The sequence below is a fragment of the Burkholderia ubonensis subsp. mesacidophila genome (assembly GCF_002097715.1).
Classification (GTDB): Bacteria; Pseudomonadota; Gammaproteobacteria; order Burkholderiales; family Burkholderiaceae; genus Burkholderia; species Burkholderia mesacidophila.
The window spans coordinates 2,759,443-2,773,580 of record NZ_CP020737.1 but is presented as its reverse complement, the minus strand read 5'-3'; the positions used below and the strand labels follow the sequence as shown (position 1 = coordinate 2,773,580).

General features: G+C 69.8%; 9 protein-coding genes and 2 pseudogenes. 4 read left to right on the top strand and 7 right to left on the bottom strand.

Annotated features, from left to right (window positions below; genetic code table 11):
* The first annotated feature begins 41 nt into the window (after positions 1 to 41).
* Positions 42 to 968 (top strand): DMT family transporter, encoded by a 927-nt coding sequence (locus B7P44_RS12960; protein ID WP_084904724.1) that lies wholly within the window; start codon positions 42 to 44, stop codon positions 966 to 968.
* 49 nt (positions 969 to 1,017) lie between these two features.
* On the opposite strand, the gene nth is transcribed toward B7P44_RS12960, so the two are convergent.
* Positions 1,018 to 1,662 carry an endonuclease III gene (nth, locus tag B7P44_RS12955; protein ID WP_084904721.1) on the bottom strand — a complete coding sequence of 215 codons (645 nt, stop codon included), beginning with the start codon at positions 1,660 to 1,662 and terminating at the stop codon, positions 1,018 to 1,020.
* Positions 1,659 to 2,615, bottom strand: a complete 957-nt coding sequence (rsxB, locus tag B7P44_RS12950) for an electron transport complex subunit RsxB (RefSeq protein ID WP_084904718.1) — start codon at positions 2,613 to 2,615, stop codon at positions 1,659 to 1,661. The genes nth and rsxB overlap by 4 nt, the downstream gene beginning before the upstream one ends.
* A gap of 154 nt (positions 2,616 to 2,769) precedes the next feature.
* On the opposite strand from rsxB, the gene B7P44_RS12945 reads away from it, so the two are divergent.
* Positions 2,770 to 3,402, top strand: coding sequence for a TetR/AcrR family transcriptional regulator (locus tag B7P44_RS12945; RefSeq protein ID WP_084904715.1), 633 nt, complete (start codon positions 2,770 to 2,772; stop codon positions 3,400 to 3,402).
* A gap of 78 nt (positions 3,403 to 3,480) precedes the next feature.
* Here the strand turns inward: B7P44_RS12945 and B7P44_RS12940 are convergent, their stop codons facing one another.
* Both B7P44_RS12940 and B7P44_RS12935 read right to left on the bottom strand, forming a co-directional pair.
* Positions 3,481 to 4,941 (bottom strand): polyhydroxyalkanoate depolymerase, encoded by a 1,461-nt coding sequence (locus B7P44_RS12940; protein WP_084904713.1) that lies wholly within the window; start codon positions 4,939 to 4,941, stop codon positions 3,481 to 3,483.
* A gap of 205 nt (positions 4,942 to 5,146) precedes the next feature.
* Positions 5,147 to 6,976, bottom strand: coding sequence for a glycoside hydrolase family 15 protein (locus tag B7P44_RS12935; RefSeq protein ID WP_084904711.1), 1,830 nt, complete (start codon positions 6,974 to 6,976; stop codon positions 5,147 to 5,149).
* Positions 6,977 to 7,136: 160 nt separating this feature from the next.
* On the opposite strand from B7P44_RS12935, the gene B7P44_RS12925 reads away from it, so the two are divergent.
* Positions 7,137 to 8,384 (top strand): lactonase family protein, encoded by a 1,248-nt coding sequence (locus B7P44_RS12925; RefSeq protein ID WP_193834325.1) that lies wholly within the window; start codon positions 7,137 to 7,139, stop codon positions 8,382 to 8,384.
* Positions 8,385 to 8,465: 81 nt separating this feature from the next.
* Here B7P44_RS12925 and B7P44_RS37935 read toward each other — a convergent pair.
* A pseudogene (locus B7P44_RS37935) lies at positions 8,466 to 10,916 on the bottom strand (DNA translocase FtsK); the annotation flags it as partial.
* 118 nt (positions 10,917 to 11,034) lie between these two features.
* Between B7P44_RS37935 and B7P44_RS37930 the strand changes: the two are divergent.
* Complete coding sequence (locus B7P44_RS37930) at positions 11,035 to 11,688, top strand: hypothetical protein (RefSeq protein ID WP_206602329.1); 654 nt, start codon at positions 11,035 to 11,037, stop codon at positions 11,686 to 11,688.
* Positions 11,689 to 12,212: 524 nt separating this feature from the next.
* Here B7P44_RS37930 and B7P44_RS38040 read toward each other — a convergent pair.
* Together B7P44_RS38040 and B7P44_RS12915 are read right to left on the bottom strand one after the other, a co-directional pair.
* Positions 12,213 to 13,364: pseudogene (locus tag B7P44_RS38040) on the bottom strand (DNA translocase FtsK); the annotation flags it as partial.
* Positions 13,365 to 13,537: 173 nt separating this feature from the next.
* A complete protein-coding gene (locus B7P44_RS12915; RefSeq protein ID WP_084904702.1) occupies positions 13,538 to 14,083 on the bottom strand; it encodes an META domain-containing protein in 546 nt (181 codons plus the stop codon).
* Between the last annotated feature and the right edge of the window lie 55 nt (positions 14,084 to 14,138).

Sequence of the window (14,138 nt, the reverse complement as noted above, 5' to 3'; positions counted from 1 at the left end):
ACACTCCGACGCTTTCGGTCTCTCGCCTGCATTCGCCCGTCATGTCCTCCGCCCGTCCGCCTTCCGCCGCCCTGCAGGGTGCGCTCTACGTCGCCGTGTCCGCAGCCGCGTTCGGCGCGATGGCGATTTTCGGCCGCTATGCGTATGCGGGCGGCGTCGACGTGCTCGGGCTCCTGATCGTACGCTTCGCAATCGGCGGCGCGGTGCTTGCCGCGATCGCGATGCGCCGCGGCGTCGTGTGGCCGCGCGGCCGCGCGCTTGGCTCCCTCGTCGCAATGGGTGCGTTGGGCTACGTCGGCCAGTCGTTCTGCTATTTCAGCGCGTTGCAGCACGCGCAGGCGAGCCTCGTCGCGCTGCTGCTGTACCTGTATCCGGCGTTCGTCACGCTGCTGGCCGCATGGTGGCTCGGCGAGCGGCTCACGCGCGCCAAGGTCGTCGCGCTCGCGCTGTGCGTCGCGGGCTCGGCGCTGATGGTCGGCGGCGGCCACGGCGAGCCGCTCGGCATCGCGCTGGCGCTCGCCGCCGCGGTGATCTATTCGCTATACATCGTCGCCGGCACCAAGGCGACGCGCGGCGTCGATCCGCTCGCGACGACCGCCGTCATCTGCGTGTCGGCGACCGCGACGCTCGTGCTGATCGCCGTCGTGCGCGGCGCGGCGCTCGGCGCGCTGCCGCACTGGCCCGCAACGGCGGGCGGCTGGGCGGCGATGCTGGCGATCGCGCTCGTGTCGACGGTCACCGCGATGATCGCGTTCTTCGCGGGGCTCGAGCGGCTCGGCGCGGCGCGCACGTCGATGCTGTCGACGCTGGAGCCGGTCGTGACCGTCGCGCTTGCGGCGCTGCTGTTCGGCGAGGCGTTGTCGCCGATGCAGTGGGCGGGCGGCGTCGCGATTCTCGCGGCGGTGCTGGCGCTCGTGCGGGCGGGCGGCGCCGCCGCGGACGATGCGACGGCGACCTCCAACGCTTGATCGGGGCGGGTCGCCCGGACCCGGGGCCGCGGCTGCGCGCGGCGGTTCACTACTCGGTGGGCGGTGGGGTCTTCGGCCGGTACTCGCACAGCGGCTCGATCGCGCAGTGCCAGCATTCGGGCTTGCGCGCCTTGCACACATAGCGGCCGTGCAGGATCAGCCAGTGATGCGCGTCCTGCAGGAATTCCTTCGGCGTGAACTTCTCGAGCGCGGCCTCGACGGCCCGCACGTCCTTGCCGGGCGCAAGGCCGGTGCGGTTCGCGACGCGGAAGATGTGCGTGTCGACCGCGATCGTCGGGTGGCCGAACGCGGTGTTGAGCACGACGTTGGCGGTCTTGCGGCCGACGCCCGGCAAGCTTTCGAGCGCCTCGCGATCGGCCGGCACTTCGCCGCCGTATTGCTCGAGCAGGATCCGGCACGTGGCCACCACGTTCTTCGCCTTGGTCCGGTACAGCCCGATCGTCTTGATGTACTCGATGACGCCTTCCTCGCCGAGCGCGACAATTTGTCGCGGCGTGTTCGCGACCGGGAACATTTTGCGCATCGCCTTGTTGACCGACACGTCGGTCGCCTGCGCGGACAGCATCACCGCGATCAGCAGTTCGAACGGCGTCGCGTATTCGAGCTCGGTGGTCGGATTCGGATTGAGGCTCTGCAGCGTTTCGAAGATCGCGCGTCGTTTGCTGGCGTTCATTGTGGTTTCGGGTCGGGCGGCGCGGACGGGCCGTCTTCCGGTTCGGGCGCGCCTTCGCCGGCTTCCCCGGCCTCCTGCTCGGCGAGCCGCTTGCGGCGCGCTTCGGCCGCATCGATCTGGGCCTGGACCGCGGGGCTCACGCCTTCGGTGTTTTTCGGCGCGCTGCCTTGCGCGGTCAGTTCGTCCTTTTTCTTGCGCGCGCGTTCGAGCGCGGCCGCGATGATCGCGCGTTTCTTCGCGTCGGCATCCGTGGTCGCGTCGGCCGCGGCGGGTTGCGTCGCGGACATTGCGGCCGGTGCGGCGGCGCTTGCCGAGCGGCGCGCGGCCGCGCGCGCTTCGGCGGCCTCGCGCTCGCGGCGCTGGCGCGCGAGCCGGCGGTCGTGGCGTTCGCGCGCGGCGTCGGCCTGCGCCTGCGTCCATGCATCCCAGCCGGTGTGCTCGCCGGTGACGGGCACCATCGCGATGCAGTCGACCGGGCAGGGCGGCACGCACAGGTCGCAGCCCGTGCAGAGCGATGTGATCACCGTATGCATCTGCTTGGGCGCGCCGGCGATCGCATCGACCGGGCAGGCCTGCATGCAGAGCGTGCAGCCGATGCAGAGGTTTTCGTCGATCACCGCGACGGGGCGCGCGCGCTCGTCGCCGTTGACCGGATTCAGCGGAATCACGGGCTTGCCGAGCAGGCGCGCGAGGCGCGCGATGCCCTCGGCGCCGCCCGGCGGGCACTGGTTGTAGTTTGCGTCGCCGGCGGCGATGGCCTCGGCGTACGGGCGGCAGCCTTCATAGCCGCACTTCGTGCATTGGGTCTGGGGCAGCAGATCTTCGATGCGATCCGCAAGTGTCTTGGAGTCGGTCACGGGGACAGCGGGCGCCGGTGCGCCGAATGTCTGACGGCCACGACGGGCGCGGCCGGCAAGGTTTGCCAAAGGAGGATTATCGCCGATTTCCCGCATTGCGCTTGACGCAGTCTGTGCGCATAATCGAAGCGCATTTTTGCAGGGGCGCAGCAGGGGGGACGCCGCAAGGCGTGCCTGTTCCAGTGTCGCCGGCGCCGACAAGGCGGGGCGACTGATCCGGATCACGCGGCTCACATAGCAAAACGCCACCATGAATCAGCCAAAAATCAAAAGAGATCCTGAAGGCACCCGCCGCCGCATCCTGATGGCGGCGGCCGAAGAATTCGCAAGTGGGGGCCTGTTCGGCGCACGCGTCGACCAGATCGCGCGGCGGGCGGAAACCAACGAGCGCATGCTCTATTACTACTTCGGCAGCAAGGAGCAGCTGTTTACTGCCGTGCTCGAGCATGCGTTTTCCGCGCTGACCGACGCCGAACGCGTGCTCGACCTGGACGGCGTCGCGCCGGTCGAGGCGGTCACGCGGCTCGCGCACTTCGTGTGGGACTACTACCGCGACCATCCCGAGCTGCTGCGGCTGATCAACAACGAAAACCTGCACGAAGCCCGCTATCTGCACAAATCGACGCGGATCCGCGAAATGATCTCGCCGATCGTCACGACGCTCGGCAACGTGCTGACGCGTGGCCAGAAGGCCGGGCTGTTCCGCAGCGACGTCGATCCGCTGCGCTTCTACGTGACCCTGTCGGGCCTCGGCTACTACATCGTGTCGAACCGCTTCACGCTCGCCGCGACGCTCGGCCGCGACTTCAGCGCGCCCGACGAGCGCGACGAGGTGGTCAGGATGAACACCGAGCTGCTGCTCGCCTATCTGCTGCGGCGCTGACGAACGGCTTTCGGCCGCCGGATAGAAAAACGCCGCCGTGCGCTGGCACGGCGGCGTTTTTCGTCTGGCGCGCCGGCGTCAGGCCGCCTTGCGGGCACGGGCTGGCTTCGCGCGCGTGACGCCGCGCTTCGCGGCGGCGGCCTTCGCCGGGGCGGCCGCGTCGGACGTCTTTGCGCGCGCGCGTTTCGCGGCGGCGGTCTTCGCGGACCCGGCCGGCGCATTCGCGGCCGGCACGGCGGCGAGCGGCGCGGACGGCTGCACATCCGGGCGATCCTTCGTGGCGCCGTGCTTCGGTTCCGGCGCGTGTTCGCGGATGAAGTCGCGCAGTTGCGGGTAGATGATCGTGCGCCAGCGGCGGCCCGAGAAGATCCCGTAGTGCCCGCACTTCTCCGCGGTGAGGTTGCGGCGCTGGTCCTGCGGGATGCCCGTGCACAGCTCGTGCGCGACGTGGGTCTGGCCGCTGCCGGAGATGTCGTCGAGCTCGCCTTCGATCGTCATCAGCGCGGTGTGCTTGATGTCCTGCGGGCGCACGCGTTCGCCATCGATATCCCACGTGCCTTCGGCAAGGCGGAATTCCTGGAACACGACGCGGATCGTCTCGAGGTAATACTCGGCGGCCATGTCGAGCACCGCGTTGTATTCGTCGTAGAAGTTGCGGTGCGCTTCCGCGTCGTCTTCGTCGCCGCGCAGCAGGCTTTGGTAGAAGTCCCAGTGCGATGCCGCGTGCCGCTCCGGATTCATCGCGACGAAGCCCGCGTGCTGCAGGAAGCCCGGATACACCTGGCGGCCTTCGCCCGGGTAGTTCGCTGGCACCGTGTGAATCACGTTGTTCTCGAACCAGGAGATCGAATGCTGCGTCGCCAGCGAGTTCACCGACGTCGGGCTGCGGCGCGCATCGATCGGCCCGCCCATCATCGTCATCGTGAGCGGCGTGTCCTCGCCGCGGCTCGCCATCAGCGAGATCGCCGCAAGCACCGGCACCGTCGGCTGACATACCGAGATCACGTGCAGGTTGCGCGCGCCGATGTGGCGGATGAACTCCTGGATATACGTGACGTAGTCGTCCAGGTGGAACGGGCCGGTCTCGATCGGCACCATCCGCGCGTCGATCCAGTCGGTGATGTAGACCTTGTGATCCTGCAGCAGCGTGCGCACGGTGTCGCGCAGCAGCGTCGCGTGGTGGCCGGACAGCGGCGCGCAGACCAGCACGACCGGTTCGTCCTTCAGCTGGGTGACCGCGCCCGCGTCGTCCGAGTAGCGCTTGAAGCGCAGCAGGCGGCAGAACGGCTTCTCGACGATCGTCTGCTCGACGATCGGGATGTTGTGGCCGTCCTTGACGATCTGGTGCAGGTTGAATTCGGGCTTCTCGTAGTCCTTGCCGAGCCGATACAGCAATTCGTACGCGGCGGCCATCCTCGTCGCGCCGGGCATCAGCGAGAGCGGGCTGGACGGATTGGCGAACGATTTCGACGCGGCCTGGGCCCAGGCCGTGAGCGGGCTCAGCATTGCCCGCTGGAATTCATGCAATTGGTAAAGCATGCAGACAACTCCCGCTTGGGGGACGGTGCGCGACGTCGGGCGTCGCGGCGCGCCGTGTGGGTCAGCGATCGGCCATGTTGCACTGCAGCCGGTCAATCGCCGACGATCATATCGGACAACGTGGGGTGGTGCAATGCAACATTTCCCTGATTTTTCATGAATTTGTTGCGATTTGACGTTCTCTGAAATGCCGCCGGTGGCCGCGTCAACGTCCGGTTGCAACCGCCGGCGCCGGCTGGCCGGCCGCGCGCGCCATTGCTTCTTCATGGTGCATCAGGTTCATCGCGGTATGCACGAGCGCGACGTGCGAGAACGCCTGCGGGAAGTTGCCGACGAGGCGGCCCGCGACCGGGTCGTACTCCTCGGCGAGCAGCCCGAGGTCGTTCGACAACGACAGCAGCCGGCTGAACAGGCGGTGCGCTTCGTCGATGCGGCCGAGCAGCGCGTAGCTGTCGACGAGCCAGAAGCTGCATGCGAGAAACGTGCCTTCGCCGGGCGGCAGGCCGTCGTCGTATTCGGTCGTGCGGTAGCGCAGCACGAGGCCGTCGTGCAGCAATTCGCGCTCGATCGCGTCGACCGTGCTGGCCACGCGCGGATCCTCCGGCGGCAGGAAGCCGAGCAGCGGCAGCAGCAGCACGCTCGCGTCGAGCTCGTCGCTGCCGTAGCTCTGCGTGAATGCCTGCTTGTCCGCATGCCACGCATTCGCGCAGACGTCCGCGTGAATCTGCTCGCGCAGGTCGCGCCAGCGGTCGAGCGCGCCGGGCAGGCGGAACATTTCCGCGGACTTGATCGCGCGGTCGAACGCGACCCACGCCATCACCTTCGAGAACGTGAAGTGGCGGCGGCCGCCGCGCGTTTCCCAGATGCCTTCGTCGGGCTGCCGCCAGATCTTCTCGAGATGGTCGAGCAGCGTGCACTGCACCGACCACACGGTGTCGTCGGCCTGCAGGCCGCCCACGCGCGCGAGGTGCAGCGCCGCCATCACTTCGCCGAATACGTCGAGCTGCAACTGATTCGCGGCGCCGTTGCCGACCCGCACGGGTTTCGAATTCTGGTATCCGGGCAGCCAGTCGAGCTCCATTTCCGGCAGCCGGCGCTCGCCCGCGATCCCGTACATGATCTGGATCTGCTCGGGCGAGCCGGCCATCACGCGGCCGAGCCACGAACGCCACGCGCGCGCCTCGTCGTAGTGGCCGCCGCGCATCAGCGCGAGCAGCGTGATCGTCGCGTCGCGCAGCCAGCAGAAGCGGTAGTCCCAGTTGCGGTTGCCGCCGATCTTCTCGGGCAGCGACGTGGTCGGCGCGGCGACGATGCCGCCCGTCGGCTCGTACGCGAGCGCCTTCAGCGTGATCAGCGAGCGGCGCACCGCGGCCGCGTAGCGGCCCTGCACCTGGCAGCGCCCCGACCACTCGAGCCAGTAGTTCTCGGTGCGCGCGAGCATCGACAGCGGGTCGCGCGCGGGCGGCAGCCGCAGGTGCGACGGCGAGTAGCCGAGCGAGAACGGTACGCGCTCGTCGGCGCTCACCGTGAATTCGGCGAGCGTGTGCAGGTTCTTGCCGGTAAGTGGCACGCTCGTGCGCAGCACGACGGTGTCGGGCCCCGCGATCGCCTTCACGCCGTCCTCGCGCGACAGCTGCGTGACCCACGGAATCGAGAAGCCGTAGTCGAAGCGCAATACGAGCTCCATGCGCATCTTCATCGTGCCGTGCCGGCCGACGACGATCCGCACCAACTCCGACCAGCCGTTGCCGGGCGGCATGAAGTCGATCACGGTGACGGCGCCGTCGGCGCTCTCGTAATCGGTTTCGAGTATCAGCGTGTCGCCGCGATAGCGGCGCGCGGTGTGCGTGACGGCGGCGTCGGCCGCCGGCGCGAGCAGCCAGCGGCCGTGCTCGGGCGTGCCGACGAGGGCCGCGAAACAGGCGCCCGAATCGAAGCGGGGCCAGCACAGCCAGTCGACGGAGCCGTCTTTCGCGATCAGCGCGGCCGTGTGGCCGTCGCCGACGAGGGCGTAGTCTTCGATCAGGGCGGGCATGGGCGGCGATCCTTGTTACGCGTTCACTATCCGGACGGCGGCAGCCGGGCTTCACGTCCCGGCTTCGCGCCCCGTATACTTGATCGGGCGGCGGAGCGCGCAACGGCCGGCGTTTCGTCACATATCAACACTTGAAGCGGCTCGATGCAAGGAGGATTCAATGCCCAACCGTTTACGCGTACGTGACGCGCGCGCTTCGACCCGAGGGTTTCCGCTCAGGCTCGCTCACTGGATGAAAGGTTTCGCGATCGTGCTTTCCTTATCCGCGACCCATGCGTTCGCGCAACAGTCCGCGACGGCGCCCGCGGACGGCGTCTACAACCTGCTGGTCGGCACCTACACGGACGGCGGCAGCGACGGGATCTACGTGTACCGCTTCGACACGAAGACGGGCAGCGTCGCGCCGGTGTCGTCGGCGAAGACCGTCAATCCGTCGTACCTTTTGCCGAGCCGCGACGGCCGCACCGTGTACGCGGTCAACGAGTTGCCCGGCGACAACGGTCCGGCCGGCCAGCGCGGCGGCATCAGCGCGTTCCGCTTCGACGCGAAGACGGGCGCGCTGACGTTCATCGACCGCGTGTCGTCGGAAGGGAACGATCCCTGCTACCTGAGCCTGTCGCCGGACGGCAAGTACCTCGTGACCGCGAACTACTCGGTCGCCGCCAACCCGGGCGGCAGTTTCGCGGTGTTTCCGCTGCGCGAGGACGGCGCGGTGGGCCAGGCCGCGCTGGCCGTGCATCACGAGGGCTCCGGGCCCGTGAAGGGGCGCCAGGACGGCGCGCACGTGCATTCGACGGTGTTCTCGCCGGACGGCCGCTACCTGTTCGTGCAGGATCTCGGCGCGGACAAGATCTTCGGCTATCGCTACACGGTCGACGGCAGCCGCGGCCTGATCAGCCCGACCGACACGCGCTACACGCCCGTGAAGGCGGGTTCGGGCCCGCGCCACATGGTGTTCGGCGCGAACGGCCGCTACGCGTACGTGACGAGCGAGCTGAATGCCGCGGTCGAGGTGTTCGGCTACCAGGACGGCAAGCTGACGCCGGTCCAGACCGTGCCGATGGCTGCGCCCGGCTTCAAGGGCAAGGTCGGCGGCGCGGCGATCCACCTGTCGCCGGACGGCCGCTTCCTGTACGCGAGCAATCGCGGCGACGCGAACGAGATCGTCATCTACGCGGTGAACCCGGCCGACGGCCGGCTGAAGACGGTCGGCCGGCAGTCGAGCCTCGGCAAGACGCCGCGCGAGTTCCTGATCGACCCGACCGGCAAGTGGCTGATCGTCGGCAACCAGGACAGCGACACGTTCTACGTGTTCAGGCGCGATGCCGAAACCGGCAAGCTCGACGCGAACCCGCAGAAGGTCGCGGTCGGCAAGCCGGTCGACTTCAAGCTCGTTCCGGTGCTGTAAGACGCTTGACGCCGTAGATGCACGAAGGGCGCTGCGGAGGCAGCGCCCTTCGTGTTTGTGCGAGGCGGCGGAGCGCCGCGGTTACTCGGCGGCGGCCGGCACCAGCACCTCGCGGCTACCGTTGATGCCCATCGGCGACACGAGCCCGGCCGCTTCCATCTGCTCGACAAGGCGCGCGGCGCGGTTGTAGCCGATGCGCAGCTGCCGCTGCACCGACGAGATCGACGCGCGGCGCGTGCGCACGACGAACGCGACCGCCTCGTCGTACAGCGGGTCCGCCTCCGCGTCCGGCGCGTCGCCGAACAGGTCCTGCGCCGCGCCTTCCGACGTCGGGCCGTCGAGAATCCCTTCCTCGTATTGCGGCTCGCCGAACTGCTTCAGGTACTCGACGATCCGGTGCACTTCCTCGTCGGCGACGAACGCGCCGTGCACGCGCTGCGGGTAGCCGGTGCCCGGCGGCAGGAACAGCATGTCGCCCATCCCGAGCAGCGATTCGGCGCCCATCTGGTCGAGGATCGTGCGCGAGTCGATCTTCGACGACACCTGGAACGCGACCCGGGTCGGGATGTTCGCCTTGATGAGGCCGGTGATCACGTCGACCGACGGACGCTGCGTCGCGAGGATCAGGTGGATGCCGGCCGCGCGCGCTTTCTGCGCGAGGCGGGCGATCAGTTCCTCGATCTTCTTGCCGGCGACCATCATCAGGTCGGCGAGCTCGTCGATCACGACGACGATCAGCGGCAGCGTCGACAGCGGCTCGGGATCGTCCGGCGTCAGCGAGAACGGGTTGCCGATCTTCTTTTCCTTCGCTTCGGCGTCGCGGATCTTCTGGTTGAAGCCGGCGAGGTTGCGCACGCCGACGGCCGACATCAGCCGGTAGCGCTTCTCCATCTCGCCGACGCACCAGGTGAGCGCGTTCGCGGCGAGCTTCATGTCGGTGACGACCGGCGCGAGCAGGTGCGGGATGCCTTCGTAGACCGACAGCTCGAGCATCTTCGGGTCGATCATGATGAGCCGCACGTCCTCGGGCGTCGCCTTGTACAGCAGCGACAGGATCATTGCGTTGATCGCGACCGACTTGCCCGAGCCCGTCGTGCCGGCGACGAGCATGTGCGGCGCCTTCGCGAGATCGGTGACGACCGGATGGCCGGTGATGTCCTTGCCCATCGCGATCGTGAGCTGCGACGCGGAATGCTGGTACTGGCGCGACGCGAGGATTTCCGACAGGCGGATCATCTGGCGTTTCGCGTTCGGCAGCTCGAGGCCCATGCAGGTCTTGCCGGGGATCGTCTCGACGACGCGGATCGACGTGAGGCCGAGGCCGCGCGACAGGTCCTTCATCAGGCCGACGATCTGGCTGCCGCGCACGCCGAGCGCGGGTTCGATCTCGAAGCGCGTGATCACCGGGCCGGCCGACGCGCCGACGACCGTCACCGGCACCTTGAACTCCTGCAGGCGCTGTTCGATCACCTGGCCGGTCTGGGCGAGCTGTTCCTCGGAGATCGTCTGGACGTCGTCCGATGCCGGTTCGAGCAGGTCGAGCGTCGGCAACTCGACGTTGAACGTGGCCGGCGCGTGGAATTCGAATGCGTTCGGCCGCGGTGGAGGCGGGGGCGGCGCGGCGGGGGCGTCTGCGGCGCCCGGTGCGGCGGCGGGGACGGCATCGGGCGTCTGCGCGGCGATTGTTGCCGGGGGCGCTCCGAGTGTCGACGTGCCGACGAATGCAGCGGCGGCCGGAACGGTAGCGGTTGCTGCCGGCGTTGCAGGCGTGGAGATTGCCGTGGCAGCGGGCAATGCAACGTGCGTCGGAGCGGCGGTCGCCGCCGTGGGCGTTGTCAGTGTCGCTTCGACGAATGCAGCGGCAGGCGCAGCAGCGACGGCCGGAACGGTAGCGGTTGATGCCGGCGCTGCGGGCGTGGAGAGTGCCGTGGCAGCGGGCACCGCAACGTGCGTCGGAGTGGCGGTCGCCGCCGTGGGCGTTGTCAGTGCCGCTTCGACGAATGCAGCGGCAGGCGCAGCAGCGGCGGCCGGAGCGGTAGCGGTTGATGCCGGCGCTGCGGGAGTGGCGATTGCCGCAGTGGGCGCTGCGACCGGCGTTGGAGTGGCAGTCGTCGCCGCAGACGTCGTCACTGTCGACGTGCCGCCGATTCCGGCGGCAGGCGTAGCAATGGGCATCGGAGTGGCAGCCGTCGGCGCCGGCTGTGCGGGAGTGACGGTTGCCGTGGCAGCGGCTTCGAGTGCTGCAGCGGGCGTCACGAGCGCCGACATGCCGCCGATTGTGGCGGCAGGCACCGCGACGAAAGCCGGAACGGCGATCGTTGCAGCTTGAGCTGCGGGCGCAGCGGCGGCGACTGCGGCAACCGCCGCCGCCGGGGTTGCTTGAGCGGAAGTTGTCGCCGCAGGCGTGGCCAACGTCGCGGACCGGCCGGCTTCGTCGGGGATCGCAAGCGCGGCGGACGTGCCGTAGGGCGAGGGCGTGGCTGGCGTCGAGGACGAAAGCACCGGTGCCGTCGAAACGACCGGGGCAACCGGCGAGGGCGCTGCGGTTGTCGGTTGAGCGGTCGTCGGCGGGACGGCAGGTACGACGGTCCATCCGGTCGCGGTGGGCGGTGCCGACGTTTGTGTCGCCGCACTTGAGCTTGCCGGCTGCGTGGTTGCACCTGCGACGGGCGAATTCGTCACGGTTGACCAAGCGGGCGAGGCGGGCGCCGGTTCCTCGGCCGGTGAAGCGAGCGACGGGGCCGGCGTCACGGCGGGTTCGGCCGCCATGGAAGAGGGGATAGCCGCGTCGGCAGTCGCGGACGTCGCTGCGCTGTCGGTATCGTCCAGGCTCGCGGGCATTGCAGGCGCAGCCGCAGTAGCCACGAGCGCGACCGGTTCGACCGCGGACGCGTCATCCGTTGCGACAGGCGACGGAGCGGCCGCGGCGGGCGTACCGGTCGGTTGCGCCGTCGTGCCGGACATGTGCGACGGCGTCGTCGTTTCTGCCGCGGGCATCGTCGCAACGGATGCGGAGACATTCGGTGCGGTGACGGATTCGGTACGCGTCGCTTCGGCAATTGACGGCGCGGTGACGTTTGCGGCCGACGCAGGCGTTACGGTGCCCGCTTCGACCGTTGCCGGCTTCGGGAGCGGCGCGGCGGCGAACGGGGACGCGTCTGCGGCGACGTTCGTCACGTCGACCTGCGCGAACGTATCGGCCCCGGCGGCATCGGCGTTGCGCGCGACTGCAGCGGTTTCGACGAGGACTTCGGGAGCGGCTTCGATTGCCGACTGCGCGGCCTCGGCCCATTCGGCCGGCTGAAGGTGCGCGTCGATTTCCCCGGCCGGCGTCGTGGCGGCGTCGGCTTGCGGCGCAAGCGGCGGCGTCCCGATCGCAGGCGCGTCGGCAGGCACTGCGCTGGCCGTTTGTATCCCGGCAATGTCTTCCCACGGGGCGAGGTCGATCGGGGCGTCGGCATGCGGCACGGATCGCGTATCGGGTGTCGTCGCGGCGCCGGCCTCGACTTCCTGAGCAGCGTCGCCCGGGCCCGCAATGATCGGCGTATCGGCAGCGGCATCGGTCACTGCAGCAATGGCGTCCGGCGCTTCGTCGACCGTTGGTTCCGGTGCCGGTGCTTCGGCGCCGGCTGTCACGATGGCATGCGCTTCAGGCCGGATCTCTGGAGCGGCGGCGTCGGCCGGCGCGAACGCAGGTAGCACGATGGCATCGTCGTGGCCGATGCCCGCCGAGAGGGCGTCGGCAATGCGGGCGGCTCCGTCCGTTTCCACCGCGGGCGGCACGGAAACCGGCCCGGTAGACGCCGCCGGCCACATCGACGCAGCGGCGCTTGCTGCCGCCGCAGCGCCAGCCAGCGGCGCTGCCGCGTGCGCGGCTTCAGCCGGCGTCGCGTTGGCCAGCGACGCCCATTGCGCGGTGCTGGCCTCGATTGAACGCAGCGTTTCGTGGACGCTCGGCGCGGGGGTAATCGGCGTCGCGGGCTTCTCGGTCCATGCGTAAAGCGGCGCGCGCGCAGGCGCGGCCGGTCGCTGGCGTGGCGCGGCGGGCGGCACGGGGGCGGTCGTCGTCGCGGCGGGCGGGCGCGCCAGCGGCCGTGCCGGCGCCGCACCGGTCGGGCGGGGCGCGACCGGCTGCCGGGGCGCCACGACAGGGCGCGCGGGCGCCGCCGGTGTCGGCGTCGGCCGGGGGCGGGCCGGTTCGAGCTCGAGCGGGGCCGGTGCGGGGCGCGGCGACTGGACGTTGGCCGCGGGACGTGCGGGAGCCGCCGCGCCAACCGTGCCGGCGGTCGTGGCGGGCTTCGCCGGGCTTGCCGCGCCCGACGCGGGCGTCGCGGCCGGCCGGCTCGTCGGCGAGGGCTTCAGCCAGCCGGTGGGCGCAACCGGTTCGGTGTGCGGCCGGGGGGCCATCTGGCCGCGCGGTTTCGGGCGTGCTTGCGGATCGGGCTTCCAGAGCGTCGGGCGCGAAAACCGGCCGTTCTGCCGCGGCGCCATCGAGTTGACGGTGTGTGCGGTGGTCGGCTGGACGTCGCCGGCGCGGCGCACGCGGCGCTCGTCGTCGCGATGCAGCGCGCTGCGCGGCAGGTCGGCGACGCCGCGGGCATCGTCGTCGCCGTTGCGCGAGAGCCGCAGCCCGAACGACGTGTCGAGCCACGCGGCGACGCGCTGCCAGCCGACGCCGGTCAGCCAGGGCAGCCCCGCAAAGAACAGCACGACCATTGCGAGCGGCGTGCCGATGTGGCCGAGCACGCGCTCGAAGCCGGCCGACAGCGCATGGCCGAGCAGGTTGGCGTCTGCGCCGGACAACGGGCTCGTCAGCGTGCAGCTCGCGACGAACACGCAAGCGAAGCCGAGCCAGAGCCGGATCGAGCCGTTGCCGGCGAGCCCGCCGCTGCCGGGCAGCATCGCTTTCGCGAGGCGCCAGATGAGGGGGATGAACCAGACGGCGGAGACGCCGAACCAGCCGAGGACAACCGTGTGCATGCTTTGAAACAGGAGTGGAGCGGGGAGCGCGGTGCGCGACCCGCCGAGTTTAACCGGCTGACGATGCAGGAGACTTTAAAAGACGATCAAACGCGCCGCCGCGGGAGGCGCGTGCGCGACGACGCGCGCGGCGGGACGCGGTCAGCCGGACGCCTCCCACGCGGGCCGCAACATTACGGGCCGCGGCGCGTGAAGGTCAGTGTCGCGCCGCCGTCGGTCACGAGCAGCAGCCGCTGCGGCGCGCGCATCTGCACGCCGGCCTTGGCGACATGCGCGAGCGCGTCGAGATACGCGCGTTCGAGCTGGCCGCCGAGCGTGCCGGCGCAGGCCATCCGCGTGCCCGCGAGGGGGCCGAAGCTCAGCACGCCGTTCTTCACGTCGTAGGTGCCCATGTAGCGGTTGCAGCCGGAAAAGCCGCTCGCGCGGCGCACGCCGGATTCGGTGGACAGCGCGAGCTTGAGCGGTTCGCCGTTGTCGCCGTGCGGGACCGTGCGCGGCGTGCCGTCGGCGTTCTGCCAGCCGGTGAGTTCCCAGCTCGTGTCGTCGAGCAGCTGGACGGCGGCGGGATTGAACGGGTCGGGCGCGGGGGCGTCGGCGTCGGGGTGGGTCGGCATCGAGCAGGCAGCGAGAAGCGTGGCAAGCGTCAAAGCGCAGAGCGGCGCGCGCAACGGGCGAAACAGGCGGGTGCGCGTGCGTGCGGCTGCGATCGGTTGGGACATGAGCCTCGTTCCTCATCATCGTGTTCTGAACAAGGCGTAAGAGTAACGCACTCCC